The organism is Pseudomonas morbosilactucae (genome assembly GCF_023241715.1).
GTDB classification, from domain to species: Bacteria; Pseudomonadota; Gammaproteobacteria; order Pseudomonadales; family Pseudomonadaceae; genus Aquipseudomonas; species Aquipseudomonas morbosilactucae.
In genome coordinates, this window is sequence record NZ_JALQCW010000087.1 from 54,565 (window position 1) to 69,758 (window position 15,194).

Consider the following 15,194-nt stretch of genomic DNA (forward strand, 5'->3'; position numbering starts at 1 on the left):
ACCGCTCATACGGGCGTTTTCGCTGGCAAGCCAACTCCTACAAGAAGGCGGGATCTATTTTTTTGCAACAATCACTGCGCGCATCGGCGCCGGCAGGCCCTCGATGGTCTTGCTGTGATCGTTGGGGTCCAGAAAGTCGCTGAGGGACTGGTACTTCATCCACTCGGTGCCGCGCTGTTCCTCGACGCTGGTCACGCTCACATCCACGCAGCGCACGTCGCTGAAGCCTGCGCGCCGCAGCCACAACTCTAGGGCCGGCACCGAGGGCAGGAACCACACATTGCGCATCTGCGCATAGCGGTCTTCAGGCACCAGCACCTGATGCTGATCGCCTTCGATCACCAGGGTTTCCAGCACCAACTCGCCACCCTTGACCAGGCAGTCCTTGAGGGCCAGCAAGTGCTCGATAGGCGAGCGACGGTGGTAGAACACGCCCATGGAAAACACCGTGTCGAAGCCTTCCAGGTTGGCTGGCAGGTCTTCGAAGGGGAAGGGCAGGTGCCACACCGACGGCTCTGACAGGTAACGCTGCACCGCTTGGAACTGGCAGAAGAACAGCCAGTTGGGGTCCACGCCGATCACGCTGTGGGCGCCAGCGCCGAGCATGCGCCACATGTAGTAGCCATTGCCGCAACCCACATCGAGGATGCGCTTGCCGTTCAAATCCAGGTGCGGGGCCACCCGTGACCATTTCCAGTCCGAGCGCCATTCGGTGTCCACGTGCACGCCGAACAGGTCGAACGGGCCTTTGCGCCAAGGCGAGAGGCCCATCAGCGCGCTGTGCATCTGCGCCCGGGTGGCGTCGTCGCACTCGGTGTCCAGGGTCAGGCCGTGCAGCAGGTCGACCTGGCTGGGCTGGATCTTCGGCAAGGCATCCAGGGCGCTCTGCCAGCGCTCCAGATCACCGTGACCCTTCTCCATCTTGGCGTCGAGCTGGCCCTGCAGGCTGGCGGCCCACTCGGCGAGGGGGGTGCCGGCCAGGCGGCGGGCGAGGGGGGACAGATCAATCATGGCAAGGCAATCAACGAGGCAAAGTTAAGACACTGGAACCACGGCACGACTTTCGAGAAACCGGCAGCCAGCAGGCGCTCGCGGTGTTCTTCGAGGCTGTCGGGCTTCATGACGTTTTCGATGGCGCTGCGCTTCTGGGCAATTTCCAGCTCGCTGTAGCCGTTGGCGCGTTTGAAGGCGATGTGCAGGTCGGTGAGCAGCGCATGCTCCTCGCTATCGTTGAAGCGCAGTTTCTCCGAGAGAATCAACGCCCCACCGGGCAGCAACGACTGTCGAATACGTGCAAGCAGGGCGGTGCGCTGTTCCGGCGCAATGAACTGCAAGGTGAAGTTCAGCGCCACCACCGAGGCCGGCTGGAACTCCAGGGCGAGGATGTCGCCCTCAATCACCTGCACCGGCAACAGCTCCTGGAACATTGAGTCCTGGCCGTTGAGGTATTCCCGGCAACGCTCGACCATGGCCGCCGAGTTATCCACTGCGATCACCCGGCAACCGTCGGTGCGCACATGGCGGCGCAGGGCCTGGGTGACCGCACCCAGGGACGAGCCCAGGTCGTAGAGCACGCTGTTCGGCTGGGCGAACTGGGCGGCGAGCACGCCAAGGTTTTCGACAATGGTCGGGTAACCCGGCACCGAGCGCTTAATCATGTCCGGGAACACCCGCACCACATCCTCGTTAAAGGCGAAGTCGGGCACCTGGGCCAGGGGCTGGGCGAAAAGGCGATCGGGTTCTTTGCTCACGGCGGTTCCGGCGATGGCGATAAAAATAAGGGGCGGCATTGTAGCCGCTGCCGCTGGCTGCGATAAGGCCCGAAGGGCCTTCGGGACCTTGAGTGCGACACAAGGTTTAGCGCGGCTTCTGGCTGAACGCTGACGCGGCAATGCCCCACTGGCCCAGCCAGTAGAAAACAATGATCAGGTACGGCGCGGCATCGAAGCCGGTCACGAAGCGGCTGATGCCGATCAGGCTGTCGGAGAAGGCGAAGCTCAGGGCACCCACTGCCGCCAGCACTGCCGAGCGCTTCGGCACCTGTGTACCGAGGCGTGCCAGGGCGCGCCAGAGCATGGCGCTGATGGCCAGGGCGTAGACGATGACCGGAACCAGCAACGGGCCCAGGCCGTGGGAGATGAGGAGGCTCAGCAGCCCCGCGCCAATCACCAGGGCCACCAGCAGCGGCAGCAGCGCCAGGCGCCGGCAGTCGCTCAAGTAGGCTTTCAGGTACGCCAGATGGGCGACGAGGAAGGCCCCGAGGCCAAACACGAACAGGTCCGTGGGCCAGGCCAGCAAGACATCGCCGAGCAGTGAGAACAACAGCCCCAGGGTGATCCAGCGCCGGTAATCGCTGACCGGGGCATCGTGCAACCAGCCCAACAGCGCCAATACCGGCAAGGGTTTGACCAACAGGCAAAGCAGGGTTGCGTGCACGCTGACGCCGTAGAGAAAGGTGGCTGCGCCCATCAGCGCGAGAATCAGCCAGCCCATATCAGTTGACCGTGATCGAGCAGTCGAAGACCTCGACGGGTGGCACTTCCGGGGCCCAGGGTTGTTGAGAGGTCAGGCGCAGGCGCCCGTTGCCCTGGGTGAAGGCTTGAAAGCGCCAGGTCGATTGCCCGGCGCTGCCCACCAGGCCGCTGTCTTCCGGGTTGCTGTAGACCTCGGGGCTGATTTGCCGCAGCACGCCGCCTGCCGAGTCCTGGATGGCCCAGCGGTAACCCGTGGTCGGATTGCTAGGCAAGGTGAGGATCAGGTTCTGGCCGCTCTTGAGTGGCAGTGGGCAGTCGTCCTGGTCATCCAGGGTGACGTTTTGTTTGGGCTGGCTGGCGCAGGCGCTGAGCAAGGCCACGCCGAGAAGGGCGAGCAGGCGGATGGGGGGCATGGGGCGGCGGGCTCCGATCATTCATGACGAACGGCGAGCATAACTGAAGATGCTGCGCAGTGTGGGCCAGTGGAAAGGGGCTGAGACGTGAGGTGTATTCGCCGGCCGGCGAAAGGCCGCCTAGCCGGCTACTGCGGGTTGTCGCCCGCAGGAGCCGGCGCAGGGGTCAGAACAGCACTTTGGCCACGTCCGCAAAGCGCTTGGCGAAGTGCACGGTGATGCCTTCTTTCAGGTAGTCCGGCAGTTCTTCGAAGTGCCCGCGGTTGGGCTCCGGCAGAATCAGCTCATGGATCTTCTGTCGGCGCGCCGCGATCACTTTCTCCCGCACCCCGCCAATCGGCAGTACGTGCCCGGTCAGGGTCAGTTCGCCGGTCATGGCCACGCCTTTTTTCGGCGCCTGGTTACGTGCCAGGGACAGCAACGCGCTGGCCATGGTCACCCCGGCACTCGGGCCGTCCTTGGGCGTGGCGCCTTCGGGCACATGCAGGTGGACGAAGGCCTCGTCGAAGAACTTACCGTCGCCGCCGAACTGCTTGAGGTGCGAGCTGACGTAGCTGTAGGCGATCTCCGCCGACTCCTTCATCACATCACCCAGTTGGCCGGTGAGCTTGAAGCCGCGGTTGAGGGTGTGAATCCGCGTCGCCTCGATGGGCAAGGTGGCGCCGCCCATGCTGGTCCAGGCCAGGCCGGTGATGACACCGGTGCCGCTGAGAACCTGCTCGTTGCGGAACACCGGCATGCCCAGGGACGCCTCCAGGTCCTTGGGGCCGAGCTTGATTTTCGCGTCCGGGGTGTCCAGCAGCTTGACCACCGCCTTGCGCACCAGTTTGCCCAGTTGCTTCTCCAGTTGGCGCACCCCGGCTTCCCGGGCGTAACCGTCGATGACCGCGCGCAGGGCGCTGTCGCTGATGCTCAGGCTGCTCTTGTCCACCCCGGCTTTTTCCAATTGCTTGGGCCACAGGTGGCGTTTGGCGATGGCGATTTTTTCTTCGGTGATGTAGCCCGACAAGCGAATCACTTCCATGCGGTCGAGCAACGGCCCGGGAATCGAGTCCAGGGTGTTGGCGGTGCACACGAAAAGCACTTTGGACAGGTCCAGGCGCAGGTCCAGGTAGTGGTCGAGGAAATCCACGTTCTGTTCCGGGTCCAGGGTTTCCAGGAGCGCCGACGCCGGGTCGCCCTGGAAGCTTTGGCCCATCTTGTCGATCTCGTCGAGCATGATCACCGGGTTCATCACTTCCACGTCTTTGAGCGCCTGCACCAGCTTGCCCGGCTGGGCCCCGATGTAGGTGCGACGGTGGCCCTTGATCTCGGCTTCGTCGCGCATGCCGCCGACGCTGAACCGATAGAACGGCCGGCCCAGGGATTCGGCAATGGATTTGCCGACACTGGTCTTGCCCACCCCCGGCGGCCCCACCAGCAGCACGATGGAGCCGCTGATCTCGCCCTTGTAGGCACCCACCGCGAGGAATTCGAGAATCCGACTCTTGATGTCGTCAAGCCCAGCGTGGTGCTGGTCCAGGACCTTGCGTGCGACCTTGAGGTCGAGCTTGTCCTCGCCATACACGCCCCATGGCACCGCGGTGGCCCACTCCAGGTAGTTGCGGGTCACCGCGTATTCCGGCGAGCCGGTCTCGAGGATCGACAGCTTGTTCATTTCCTCTTCGACGCGCTTCTGCGCCTGGGGCGGCAGGACCTTACCTTGCAGGCGCTGCTCGAATTGTTCGAGGTCGGCACTGCGGTCGTCCTTGGTCAGCCCCAGCTCTTGCTGGATCACCTTGAGCTGTTCCTTGAGGAAGAACTCGCGCTGGTGTTCGCCGATCTTGCGGTTCACTTCCGCAGAAATTTCTTTCTGCAGGCGCGCGACTTCCACCTCTTTGCGCAGCATCGGCAGGACTTTCTCCATGCGCTTGAGCATCGGCACGCAGTCGAGCACTTCCTGCAATTCGTTGCCGGTGGCCGAGGTCAGCGCGGCGGCGAAGTCAGTGAGCGGCGAAGGATCGTTGGGGCTAAAGCGATTGAGGTAGTTTTTCAGCTCTTCGCTGTACAGCGGGTTGAGCGGCAACAGCTCTTTGATCGCGTTGATCAGCGCCATGCCGTAAGCCTTCACCTCGTCGGTGGGCTCGGTCGGCTGGTGGGGGTATTCGACTTCCACCAGGTACGGCGGGCGATGGTGCTTGAGCCAGGTACGGATGCGCACCCGGGTCAGGCCCTGGGCGACGAACTGCAGCTTGCCGTTCTCGCGGCTGGCGTGGTGCACCTTGACCAAGGTGCCGTACAGCGGCAGGGCCGAGGTGTCGAAATGCCGTGGGTCTTCGGGCGGCGTGTCCATGAAGAACAGGGCCAGGGAATGGTGTTCGGACTTGCTCACCAGCTCCAGGGTTTCGGCCCAGGGTTCTTCGTTGACGATGACCGGCAGCACCTGCGCCGGGAAGAACGGCCGATTGTGGATCGGGATGATGTAGACCTTGTCCGGAAGATTCTGCCCGGGCAGGGCCAGGCCGGTGTGGGAAGAGGTCTGGGATTCGGCGTTTTCCGGGTCTGCGTAGTCGCTGAGGTCTTCGGGGAAGGTTTGCTGGTCGCTCATGGGGCACCTGCGCAATGGGGTATGCCACTTAGATGGGGCACCCGGCGAGTGGTTTCAATGGCGGCGCGGACTTCAGCTTTTCTGATTGCGGCCGAAAGCTTTACAGAAGTTGACCGTTTGTATCAGTTTTTGTCGGACGAACGGTCTGCCCCTTGTGCGGATGCGGTGATGGCAAAATGCCTTGCTTGCGGCATCATGCTGCACAGCTGCGTCCCTCGCGGTGGGTACTCATGCCAAGGCTGGCCATCCGTTCTATCAAGTTTTTGGGATTTGCATGGCCAGGATTCACTCCAGTATTGCGATTGCCGGCCTGTGGCTGGTCAGTGCGTTTGCCTGCGCGGCCAACCTGCAGGTTCAGGTGCTTGACGCTACCGGCCGTCCGGTAAAAGACGCGGTCGTCACTTTGCAGGGCCCCCTCGGCCAGCCTGCCGGCCTGCTCAAGGCCGATATGGATCAGCGCGACAAAGAGTTCGCGCCCCATGTATTGGCCATTCACACTGGCACCCCAGTGAAGTTTCCCAACAGCGACAATATCCGTCACCAGGTGTATTCCTTTTCGCCGACCAAACGCTTCGAGCTGCGCTTGTATGAAGGCACGCCTTCAGACCCGGTGCTGTTCGAAAAACCGGGTGTGGTGGTGCTCGGCTGCAACATCCATGACTGGATGCTGGGCTATATCTACGTCACCGACGATCCGCGCTTCGGTGTGACCGACGCCCAGGGCAACCTGACCCTGGAGCAATTGCCAGCGGGCAGTTACCAGGCCACCTTGTGGCACCCTCAGGTTCGTGACCTGCAACCCCAGGCTGGTGGCTCTGTGCAGATCCCGGCCCAGGGGGCGCAGCAGACCTTTCAACTGACCCTGGAGCCGCTGTCCGCAGACATGCCCACGCCGCCAGCGCCGAGCGCCTTTGGCGATGCCTTCAAGCGAGCTGCCAGTGAAACTGCGCAGTAGTTTCCAGGCGCGGGTCGCCTGCGTATTGATCCTGCTGTTGTTGGTGGTGATCGGCGCGCTGTACTTCAGCGTCAAGGCCGCCACCAACAGCGCCGTGCGCACCCAGGCCTATGAGCAGTTGGCGGTGGGTACCCGGGTATTCGAGCGTCTGCTGGAAGTGCGCGGTCGGCGCTTGAACGATGGCGTGCAACTCCTAGCGGCCGACTTCGGTTTTCGCGATGCGGTGGCCAGTGGTGATTCGCCGACCATCCGCTCGGTGCTGATCAACCACGGCAAGCGCATCGGCGCCAGCGACATGATCCTCCTGAGCATGGACGGGCACGTGCTGGCCAGCACCCTGGAGAACATGCCGGACGGTTCGCTGTTTCGTTTTGACCAAGCCTTGCGCGATGCGCGCAGTGCCCGGCAGAGCATGTTGATCGTGCCGGTACAGGGCAAGCCGCACTTGCTGGTGGAAGCGCCCGTGCTGGCACCCCTGCCCATTGCCCGGGTGGTGATGGGCTTCAGCATGGACGAGGCCTTCGCCGAGGAACTGCGCTCCCTGACCAACCTGGAGGTATCGTTCCTGGCGGTGGACATGCAGCAGCCGGGGGCCTTGGTCAGTACCCAACCCGGCGCCATGGGCGAGAGCATCGTCAACCTGATGCTCAAGAACGTTCAGCACCGTGACGTGCAACTGGTGGAGCATTTGCACCAGCGCTTCTTCAGTCAGACCCTGACCCTGGCCAGCAGCCAGGATGAAAATGACCACCAAGTGATCGCCCTGTTGCAGAGCCCCCAGGATGCGGCGATGCAGGTGTTTTTGCCCCTGGACCGACGCATCCTGCTGATCGCCCTGGCAGCCTTGCTGGCGTCCCTGGCCGGTGCCTTGCTGCTGGCCCGCAGCGTGTCGCAACCGGTGCGCGCCTTGGCCGAGGCGGCTGCACGCATCGGCCAGGGCAATTACCAGACCCCCGTGGTCCTGAGCCGCAGTGATGAGCTGGGGTTGCTGGCCAAGGCCATCAACTCGATGCAGGGCGGCATTGCTGAACGGGAAGCGCAACTGGCCCACAACGCCTTGCACGATGTACTCACGGGGTTGCCCAACCGGGCGCTGGCCATGGAGCGCCTGGGCAGTTCGATCGCCGCCGAGCGGCCGATGGCGCTGGTCTACCTGGGCATCGACAACCTGCGCTCGGTCAACGAGGCCGGTGGCCCGGCGCTGGTCGACCTGACCCTGCAAGACGTTGGGCAACGCCTGCAGCAAGCCATGCGGCCTGGCGACAGCGTGGCGCACCTGATCGCCGGGGAGTTTCTGTTGTTGCTGGAAAACCTCGGCAGCGACGGCGCCGTGGCCATTGCCGACCAGTTGCAGCAATTGCTGCTCAAGCCCCAGCGCCTGGCCGGGCAGGATGTGGCCCTGGACTGTCGCCTGGGCATTGCGGCCTTCCCCGAAGACGGCCAGTCGGCCCAGCAGTTACTCGATCGGGCGGCCATCGCCATGAAAGATGCGGCGCAGATGCCGGGGCGCTTGCAGGTTTACGAGCAGGGCCGGGACCTGGCCCATCGACGTCAGGTGACCTTGATCCGCGACCTGCGCCACGCCGCCAACAACGGCGAATTGCTGCTGCATTACCAACCCAAGCTGGATATCCGCCAGGGTCGAGTGCGCCAGGCCGAAGCCCTGTTGCGCTGGCAGCACCCGCAGTTCGGCATGGTCTCGCCGGCGGAGTTCATCGTCCTCGCCGAGCGCACCGGCAGCATCCAGAGCCTGACCAACTGGGTGATCGGCGAAGGCATGCGCCAATTGGCAGAGTGGAACAGCCGGGGCCTGCACTTGCAGTTGTCGTTGAACATCTCGGCCCAGGATTTACTCGGTGTCGATCTGGTGGAGCGGGTCAAAGCCTTGTTGCAAACCTGTCGGGTGCCGGCCGAGCAGTTGATTTTCGAAATCACCGAGAGTGCGGTGATGCAGGAGCCGGAACGTGCGCTGAAGGTGCTGCATCGCTTGCGTGACTGCGGCATCAGCCTGTCGGTGGATGACTTCGGCACCGGCTATTCCTCCCTGGCCCACCTCAAGCGACTGCCGGTGCAAGAGTTGAAGATCGACCAGTCGTTTGTCCGCGACCTGGACGAAACCAGTGAGGATGCGGTGATCGTCCGTTCAACCATCGAGATGAGCCACAACCTGGGGCTCAAGGTGGTGGCCGAGGGCGTGGAATACGAACACAGCCTGCGTTTGCTTGAGCGTTGGCATTGCGACACTGCCCAGGGTTACCTGATCAGCCGGCCGCTGAGTGCGGCGGCGTTCGAGGCCTGGGTGGCTTTACCCCTGGCGGCACAGACTTCCTTGGTTCATTGATGTTTATGACTCTACGTAGATGGGTATTACTGGGTTGCCTGGCTGCACTGCAGACGGCCACGGCCCTGGCGGACAACGGCCGGTTACTGGCCACAGGCGGCGCCAGCAGTATCGAAGGTGCTGCCGGTGGCGGCATCACGCCCTGGGCGGTGCTCACCGGTTATGGCGAGCAGGGCGAATGGGGTGCCAGCGCCTTTGCCACCCGCGTCAACTTGCCGGACTACCGCCTGGATGTGGCCGGCCTGGCGCTGGCGTATGACAACCGTGTCGAGTTGTCCTTCGCCCGCCAGCGTTTCGACCTGGGTTCTCTGGTGCACAAGCTCGGCTTGCCCGAGGACAACCTCAGCCAGGACGTGTTCGGGGTTAAAGTGCGGTTGTTCGGCGACCTGATCTACGACTCGCTGCCCCAGGTGTCCCTGGGCGTGCAATACAAGCATCAGCGCAATTTCCTGATTCCCAGCCTGGTGGGCGCACGCCGTGACAGCGACAGCGAAGCCTACCTGAGCGCGAGTCGCCTGCTGGTGGGCGCGGCCTTTGGCTACAACCTGTTGCTCAACGGTGGTGTGCGTTACAGCCGGGCCAACGAAACCGGGTTGCTGGGTTTTGGCGGCGACCGTCGGGACAGCCGCAGCCTGCTCAAGGAAGGTTCGCTTGCGGTGTTGTTCAACCCGCGCTGGGCCTTGGGTGTGGAGTACCGGGAGAAACCCGACAACCTGTCGTTCTCCGGGGAAAGCGACTGGGCCGACCTGTTTCTTGGCTACTTCCCCAACAAACACCTGTCGATCGTCCTGGCGTATGCGCGGTTGGGGGAGATCGCCACCCTGGATCACCAGAACGGGCCTTATCTGTCCTTGCAGGGGAGTTTCTGATGCGTGTCCTGCCCTTGATCCTGGCGCTGTTGCTCAGTGCCTGCGCGCAGCAACCGGCCCGTGATGACAGCCTCTACCGAGACCTGGGGCAGCTCCCCGGGATCACTCGCATCGTCGAAGGCATGCTGTTGAACATTGCCCGCGACCCGCGGATCGTCGAGCGTTTTCGCAAGATCGATATCCAGCGCCTGCGAGACAAGTTGATCGAGCAGTTCTGTTTCGAGAGCGGTGGTCCCTGCACCTACACCGGCGACACCATGGCCGAGAGCCACAAGGGACAGAATGTCAGCCGCAGCGATTTCAACGCTCTGGTGGAAGACCTGATCGCTTCGATGGACAGCCAGGGCATCGCGGTACCGGTGCAGAACCGTCTGATTGCTCGCCTGGCGCCGATGCGTGGCGAGGTCATCGAACGCTGAATGGGTGTTTTCCAAGATTCACTTAGGTGGGCTGCTAGACGCTGTCGTCAATTAAATGTCTGCCTGAGCCCCCGTATTAGTACGTGATCTTCCGCTTCTAGAGGATTAATCTGATCGAGCTGTCTGCCTTTTATTGAAATAGGCATTTATTTGACGCTCGCATTCGGCTCCTCAGAGGACTGGGTATGAAGAACGGATTTTTCAGCGTGAGGCGAGCCTCGCCCACGGCCCTGTTGTCTGCTGTGCAGCGGTTTGCTGCGCCGTCGAGCCCCCGTTCATGAGGTGGCGCCAGACGTTTCAGGCACGGATTGCCGGAGTGTTGGCGGTACTGCTGCTGGTGTTGATCGGTGCGGTGTATTTCGCGGTGAAAACCGCCACCAACCAGGCGGTGGAAAAGCAGGCGCAGATTCAACTGAACATCGGCTCCCGGGTCTTCGAACGCCTGCTCGACCTGCGTGGGCGCAATCTGCAGCACGGGGTGGACTGGCTGGTGGAGGATTCGGAGTTCCGCCGTGCCGTGCTCAGTGGCAAACCGGCGGATATTCTCGCGGCCCTGGGGCAGCACCGTAGCGGTATTCGTTCCAGTCAACTGTTCGTGCTCGACCCGCAGGGCACAGTGATCGCCAGTACCTTGGCGAGCATCGTTCGCGATCAACCCTTTCCCTACGACCGGGCCTTGCGCCTGGCCTTGCGACAACACAAAAGCATGCTGATCGTCGCCATCGATGGTCGGCCTTTTCTGTTGGTGCAGGGGGATGTGTTGTCGCCGTTGCCCATCGCCCGAGTGGTCATGGGGTTTGCCATGGATGACCAGTTCGCCAAGGAGCTGCGCTCCATGAGCAACCTGGAAGTGTCGTTTCTGGCGGTGGATAACCAGACGCCTGGTGAGCTGTTCAGCACCCAGGAGGCGCCGTTCTGGACCTCGATTATCCGCGCCCTGGGCGACTCGGTGTGGGAAGCACTGCCCCAATTGAGCGAGGTCCATGGCAAGCGTTTCCTGAACAAGGCCCTGCAACTGGCCAACACCGGCGACACTCGAGACCCCAAGGTGCTGGCGCTGTTGCAGAGCCCCCTGGAGCATTCGCTGGAAGCCTTTGCGCCCCTGGACAGCCAGTTTCTGGGGATCGCCCTGGTGGCCTTGCTGTTGTCGCTGCTTGCGGCCTTGCTGATGGCGCGTCGGGTGTCCCGGCCGCTTGAGGGGCTGGCGCTGGCGGCTCGGCGCATTGGTGACGGTAATTACCAGACCCCGGTGGTGGCCCGGCGCAGCGACGAGTTCGGGGTGCTGGCCGAGGCGATCAACGCCATGCAAAGCGCGATTGCCACCCGTGAACGGCAACTGGCCCATAACGCCCTGCACGACCCGCTGACCGGGTTGCCCAATCGCGCTTTGGCCATGGAACGCCTGAGCAGCACGATTGCCGCGCGCCGCAGCGTGGTGTTGCTGTACGTGGGGATCGACAACTACCGGGCGATCAATGAAGGGGTCGGTCCTGACGGACTGGAGCAGATGATGCGCGAGGCCAGTCGACGCCTCTCGGAGGCGCTGTCCCTGGGCGACACGGCGGCGCGCATCACCGCCAATGAGTTTCTGTTGTTACTGGAAAACACCCAGGTCGATGGTGCGGTGGCCATGGCCGATCGCTTGCACGCGTTGCTCAGCCGGCCTCAGGTGATCAATGGCGACGAAGTGCGGCGGCAGATCTGCATCGGCGTGGCGGCTTACCCCACGGATGGCCAGTCCGCCGAAGAGTTGATCAGCCGCGCGGCCATTGCCCGTCACGACGCCGCCAGTGCCTCGGGCTATTTGCAGATCTACCAGCAGGATCGCGACCTGGCTCATCAGCGCCAGATCAGCCTGATCCGCGACCTGCGCCGGGCCGCGGCGGAGGGTGAGTTGTTCCTGCATTACCAGCCCAAACTGGATCTTCGCCACAACCATGTGCATCAGGCCGAGGCCTTGCTGCGTTGGCAGCACCCCGAGTTTGGTGTGGTCTCGCCGGCAGAGTTCATCCCGCTGGCGGAGCGCACCGGCAGCATGGGCAGCCTCACTGCCTGGGTCATTGAGGAGGGTATTCGCCAATTGGCCGAGTGGAATCGCCGGGCGTTGTCTGTGCAGCTATCGCTGAATATCTCGGCCAATGACCTGGAGGACGAGGGGCTGGCGACACGGGTCAATGCCTGTTTGCAGCGCTATCGGGTGTCGGCCGGGCAACTGGTGTTCGAGATCACCGAAAGCGCCATCATGCGTCACCCGGAACAGGCGCTGGCGGTGTTGCAGCGTTTGCGTGGCTGCGGCATCAGCCTGTCGGTGGACGATTTCGGCACCGGTTATTCGTCCCTGGCGCAGTTGCAGCGCTTGCCGGTGCAGGAGTTGAAGATCGACCAGTCGTTTATCCGCAACCTGGACGACACCAGCGGTGACGCGGTGATCGTGCGCTCGACCATCGAAATGAGCCACAACCTGGGTCTTAAGGTGGTGGCGGAAGGGGTGGAGTTCGCCGGCAGCCTCAAGCTGCTGAAGGATTGGTGTTGTGACACCGCCCAGGGTTACCTCATCAGCCGGCCCTTGGATGCGAGGGCATTCGAAACCTGGCTGACGAAGTCGCGGGTACTGGTCTGAGCCCCTGTGCTCAGGCCGGTTTCCAGAACGCCAGGTCTTCTACATAGCGCTCGATATCGCCCATGTCATCGGCCCCCAGGCTATTGTCAAAACGTTCGGACAGCAGCTTGCGCACTTTGGCCAGGCGGTTTCGCACCTGGCCATCGACCACGAAACCGGCCGTGGCGGCATCGAAATCGAACTCGGGGTTGAAGAGGGCATGATCTGAAATCTTGCGCAGCGAAATCAGTATGTATTCGATCTCACGCAACGCCTCCAGGGCCACCGGCCCCGGCAGTACGATTTGTTGGTTGGCCTCCAGCAAGACGGGGACTGGGGTGGATGAAGCCGGTTTTTCAGTGCTCATGGCGATCCTGTCGGTGGATGAAGACGGAAGGAAGTAGCCATCGGGGACGATGGTGTTAGGCGGCGCTCGATCATTGCTACGGACATAACGCGCTCAGCAGGTCCTGGGCCTGAACCAGGCGGTCGCGCAACGCTGCCAGGCTCCGGGCCTGTTGGCTCGACAGCGGCTGCTGCCAGTCCTGGTCCTTGATCACCAGCACTCGAAAGGCCCCGTCTTTATCGAATTCGGGGTACCAGCCCACGTCCAGCAGCAGTTGCCCTGGGTATTCGACCTGCAGCAGGTCTTCCTTGAGTGCGTCGAGTTGGCGGGCCAGGGGCTGATCGGTCAGGTGCGAGAGGTCATCGAAGCGGATGTTTCCCGTGAGCAGGTTCAAGTCGAACAAGGGTGGTTCCTTTGTATCGGCCGGGCAGGCATTCAGTGGGCGCCGGCTTCGGCTTTGGCCAGCAGGCGTGTCAGTTCAGGCTCGACCTCTGCAGCGGGCAAGCTGGCGATGACGTCCTGGATGCACGAACGGTACTGCTGCTCGATGGGTGTCTCGCACCAGTCGAGGTGGTAGATCGCCAGGACCCGAACATCCAGGTAGGGGGATTGCGCCAGCAGGCGTTTCAGCAGGGCGATGCAAGGTGCCGTGGGGGCTTCCCCGAGGGCGGTCGCACAGCGTTGTTGCCAGTATTCGGGTTTGTTCAGCAGCACATCGGCGAGCTGCTGCCACGCTATGGGGGAGAACTGGTGCAGCACGCCTTTGGCGACGTGCTCGGTGATGTATTCATTCCAGGGGGCGTCTGGCGAGTCGCCCAGCCAGTGTTCCAACTGCTCAAAACCCTTGTCCGCGTCGTCCCTGTGCATGATGCCTCTCCGGTGGTGGCGGCCGATGCTGCCCTATTTCGTCGAGGCTTCCCAGCCCGTTTCTGCGGTTAGAGGATCTTTTCCTGCAGGCGCCGCCCCAGCACATCCAGCAGGTCGCAACCGTCGCGCAGGGGGATGACGCACAACTGGGCGAAATCCTGGAGCAACGCGGGGTTGTTGTGGAGGTCGTCGTGGCTGGCGATGTTTTCCAGCAACTGGGCGGCAGCGCGGATGCGGTGGGCCGCTGCTTCATGCAGAACATCCAGCGGGACCTGGGTGTCGATCAGCAAGGCGGGGATGTTGCAGTCGTTACTGGTGAGGGACATATAGCGCTGCTCGGCAGGTGCGCGATCACCTGGGTGGGTTGTCATGGTGTGGATGCCGGCTCGTCGTGATGGGAGGGGCCACAAAGCGGCGCGGGGTGCGCCGGGCTGCAAACAGAGAGGGGGCGCGCGTCTGCCAATGAAGGGGCGGTGACAGGCCAAACCATACTCAGGGGCGCTCGGAGGAACAAGCTGTGGCGTCCGCTACGAGGGGTAGGAAAAGTCTGTATTCACGGTGGCGTGGGCTGAGGGGGTTACAGGCGCCGTAAAAACGAACTGATGATGGTCCGGGTGGCGGGTTTTGCATCCACCTCGCTGGCCACGGCATACGGGCGCCACTGGATGGCGGCGATCTCGTTTTGCGGGCGCGCATCCTGGGGGTTGCTGACCGAGGCCTCGAACACGTGATGCACCACGTTGCCGCTGCTGAATTGCAGCAGGTACAGCAGTTCCTGGACATCGAGCCCGGTCTCTTCGCTCAGTTCGCGGGCAGCGGCTTCGGCGGGCGACTCGCCGGGTTCGACCTTGCCGCCGGGCAGGGCCCATTTGCGCTTGTCCTTGCGCACCAGAAGAATGTTCCCATCTTGCGCGCAGATCACGGTGGCTCTGTTTTTCATGGATGCACCTTCATGGGCGGCTGGAGCAAGGGCTGCACTGGATGAATGCGGTGCGGGGCAGGAGCATTCATCAAACTGTCACAAAATGGTCATATTTGGCTTCGACGCAGAAACGATGCCAAAAGTCATTCCGTAGCCTGAAAAAGCCTGAAACAGTTAAACGAGCCTTGCTTAGCGGCTTGAACGAGGCACAAAAAAAGACGGCTACCCGAAGGTAGCCGCCTGTTTCAACACGGCCGTTGGCGCTTATTTCGGCAGTTTGTAGGCAATCACGTAGTCGCCCATTTTGGTGCCCAGCGAGCCGTGGCCGCCCACGACCACCAGCACGTACTGCTGGCCATCCTTGCCGGTGTAGCTCATCGGCGTGGCTTGGCCGCCGGCTGG

The 15,194-nt window shown here is 62.7% G+C and carries 16 protein-coding genes; 5 read left to right on the plus strand and 11 right to left on the minus strand.

Annotated elements, in window-relative coordinates; genetic code table 11:
- Positions 1 to 54: 54 nt before the first annotated feature.
- The 5 genes from cmoB to lon all read right to left on the minus strand — a co-directional run bounded on the left by cmoB (position 55) and on the right by lon (position 5,474).
- A complete protein-coding gene (gene cmoB, locus M1B34_RS28615) occupies positions 55 to 1,011 on the minus strand; it encodes a tRNA 5-methoxyuridine(34)/uridine 5-oxyacetic acid(34) synthase CmoB (RefSeq protein ID WP_123328740.1) in 957 nt (318 codons plus the stop codon).
- Entirely contained in the window at positions 1,008 to 1,790 is a 783-nt protein-coding gene (cmoA, locus tag M1B34_RS28620; protein WP_185039078.1) for a carboxy-S-adenosyl-L-methionine synthase CmoA, read from the minus strand. The genes cmoB and cmoA overlap by 4 nt, the downstream gene beginning before the upstream one ends.
- Before the next feature lie 67 nt (positions 1,791 to 1,857).
- Complete coding sequence (locus M1B34_RS28625; protein ID WP_268266889.1) at positions 1,858 to 2,493, minus strand: lysoplasmalogenase; 636 nt, start codon at positions 2,491 to 2,493, stop codon at positions 1,858 to 1,860.
- 1 nt (position 2,494) lies between these two features.
- A complete protein-coding gene (locus tag M1B34_RS28630; RefSeq protein WP_268266890.1) occupies positions 2,495 to 2,887 on the minus strand; it encodes a protease inhibitor I42 family protein in 393 nt (130 codons plus the stop codon).
- A gap of 166 nt (positions 2,888 to 3,053) precedes the next feature.
- Positions 3,054 to 5,474: an endopeptidase La gene (gene lon, locus M1B34_RS28635; RefSeq protein WP_268266891.1), complete on the minus strand. Its 2,421-nt coding sequence runs from the start codon at positions 5,472 to 5,474 to the stop codon at positions 3,054 to 3,056.
- A 274-nt stretch (positions 5,475 to 5,748) separates the two neighbouring features.
- Here lon and M1B34_RS28640 point away from each other — a divergent pair, with 274 nt between their 5' ends.
- The 5 genes from M1B34_RS28640 to M1B34_RS28660 all read left to right on the plus strand — a co-directional run bounded on the left by M1B34_RS28640 (position 5,749) and on the right by M1B34_RS28660 (position 12,678).
- A complete protein-coding gene (locus M1B34_RS28640; protein WP_268266892.1) occupies positions 5,749 to 6,429 on the plus strand; it encodes a methylamine utilization protein in 681 nt (226 codons plus the stop codon).
- Positions 6,413 to 8,770, plus strand: a complete 2,358-nt coding sequence (locus M1B34_RS28645) for a putative bifunctional diguanylate cyclase/phosphodiesterase (protein WP_268266893.1) — start codon at positions 6,413 to 6,415, stop codon at positions 8,768 to 8,770. Before M1B34_RS28640 ends, M1B34_RS28645 begins: the two co-directional genes overlap by 17 nt.
- Positions 8,771 to 8,775: 5 nt before the next feature.
- A complete protein-coding gene (locus tag M1B34_RS28650; protein WP_268266894.1) occupies positions 8,776 to 9,639 on the plus strand; it encodes a DUF3034 family protein in 864 nt (287 codons plus the stop codon).
- Positions 9,639 to 10,058 (plus strand): group I truncated hemoglobin, encoded by a 420-nt coding sequence (locus M1B34_RS28655; RefSeq protein ID WP_425273553.1) that lies wholly within the window; start codon positions 9,639 to 9,641, stop codon positions 10,056 to 10,058. The genes M1B34_RS28650 and M1B34_RS28655 overlap by 1 nt, the downstream gene beginning before the upstream one ends.
- Positions 10,059 to 10,335: 277 nt before the next feature.
- A complete protein-coding gene (locus M1B34_RS28660; RefSeq protein ID WP_268266895.1) occupies positions 10,336 to 12,678 on the plus strand; it encodes a putative bifunctional diguanylate cyclase/phosphodiesterase in 2,343 nt (780 codons plus the stop codon).
- Between the two features lie 10 nt (positions 12,679 to 12,688).
- On the opposite strand, the gene M1B34_RS28665 is transcribed toward M1B34_RS28660, so the two are convergent.
- The 6 genes from M1B34_RS28665 to M1B34_RS28690 all read right to left on the minus strand — a co-directional run.
- Positions 12,689 to 13,024: a hypothetical protein gene (locus tag M1B34_RS28665; protein ID WP_268266896.1), complete on the minus strand. Its 336-nt coding sequence runs from the start codon at positions 13,022 to 13,024 to the stop codon at positions 12,689 to 12,691.
- 76 nt (positions 13,025 to 13,100) lie between these two features.
- A complete protein-coding gene (locus M1B34_RS28670; protein ID WP_268266897.1) occupies positions 13,101 to 13,406 on the minus strand; it encodes a hypothetical protein in 306 nt (101 codons plus the stop codon).
- 32 nt (positions 13,407 to 13,438) lie between these two features.
- Positions 13,439 to 13,870: a HEAT repeat domain-containing protein gene (locus M1B34_RS28675; RefSeq protein ID WP_268266898.1), complete on the minus strand. Its 432-nt coding sequence runs from the start codon at positions 13,868 to 13,870 to the stop codon at positions 13,439 to 13,441.
- Positions 13,871 to 13,938: 68 nt separating this feature from the next.
- Complete coding sequence (locus tag M1B34_RS28680; protein ID WP_123328728.1) at positions 13,939 to 14,241, minus strand: hypothetical protein; 303 nt, start codon at positions 14,239 to 14,241, stop codon at positions 13,939 to 13,941.
- 206 nt (positions 14,242 to 14,447) lie between these two features.
- Positions 14,448 to 14,810 (minus strand): NUDIX hydrolase, encoded by a 363-nt coding sequence (locus tag M1B34_RS28685; RefSeq protein WP_123328727.1) that lies wholly within the window; start codon positions 14,808 to 14,810, stop codon positions 14,448 to 14,450.
- A 246-nt stretch (positions 14,811 to 15,056) separates the two neighbouring features.
- On the minus strand, positions 15,057 to 15,194 hold a 138-nt coding region (locus tag M1B34_RS28690), incomplete at its 5' end, for a hypothetical protein (protein WP_268266901.1).

What these genes read in the sequence shown, in the direction of transcription:
- cmoB (WP_123328740.1), bottom strand. Translation starts at nt 1,011, where the DNA reads ATGATTGATCTGTCCCCCCTCGCCCGCCGCCTGGCCGGCACCCCCCTC.
- cmoA (WP_185039078.1), bottom strand. Translation starts at nt 1,790, where the DNA reads ATGCCGCCCCTTATTTTTATCGCCATCGCCGGAACCGCCGTGAGCAAA.
- M1B34_RS28625 (WP_268266889.1), bottom strand. Translation starts at nt 2,493, where the DNA reads ATGGGCTGGCTGATTCTCGCGCTGATGGGCGCAGCCACCTTTCTCTAC.
- M1B34_RS28630 (WP_268266890.1), bottom strand. Translation starts at nt 2,887, where the DNA reads ATGCCCCCCATCCGCCTGCTCGCCCTTCTCGGCGTGGCCTTGCTCAGC.
- lon (WP_268266891.1), bottom strand. Translation starts at nt 5,474, where the DNA reads ATGAGCGACCAGCAAACCTTCCCCGAAGACCTCAGCGACTACGCAGAC.
- M1B34_RS28640 (WP_268266892.1), top strand. Translation starts at nt 5,749, where the DNA reads ATGGCCAGGATTCACTCCAGTATTGCGATTGCCGGCCTGTGGCTGGTC.
- M1B34_RS28650 (WP_268266894.1), top strand. Translation starts at nt 8,776, where the DNA reads ATGACTCTACGTAGATGGGTATTACTGGGTTGCCTGGCTGCACTGCAG.
- M1B34_RS28655 (WP_425273553.1), top strand. Translation starts at nt 9,639, where the DNA reads ATGCGTGTCCTGCCCTTGATCCTGGCGCTGTTGCTCAGTGCCTGCGCG.
- M1B34_RS28660 (WP_268266895.1), top strand. Translation starts at nt 10,336, where the DNA reads ATGAGGTGGCGCCAGACGTTTCAGGCACGGATTGCCGGAGTGTTGGCG.
- M1B34_RS28665 (WP_268266896.1), bottom strand. Translation starts at nt 13,024, where the DNA reads ATGAGCACTGAAAAACCGGCTTCATCCACCCCAGTCCCCGTCTTGCTG.
- M1B34_RS28675 (WP_268266898.1), bottom strand. Translation starts at nt 13,870, where the DNA reads ATGCACAGGGACGACGCGGACAAGGGTTTTGAGCAGTTGGAACACTGG.
- M1B34_RS28680 (WP_123328728.1), bottom strand. Translation starts at nt 14,241, where the DNA reads ATGACAACCCACCCAGGTGATCGCGCACCTGCCGAGCAGCGCTATATG.
- M1B34_RS28685 (WP_123328727.1), bottom strand. Translation starts at nt 14,810, where the DNA reads ATGAAAAACAGAGCCACCGTGATCTGCGCGCAAGATGGGAACATTCTT.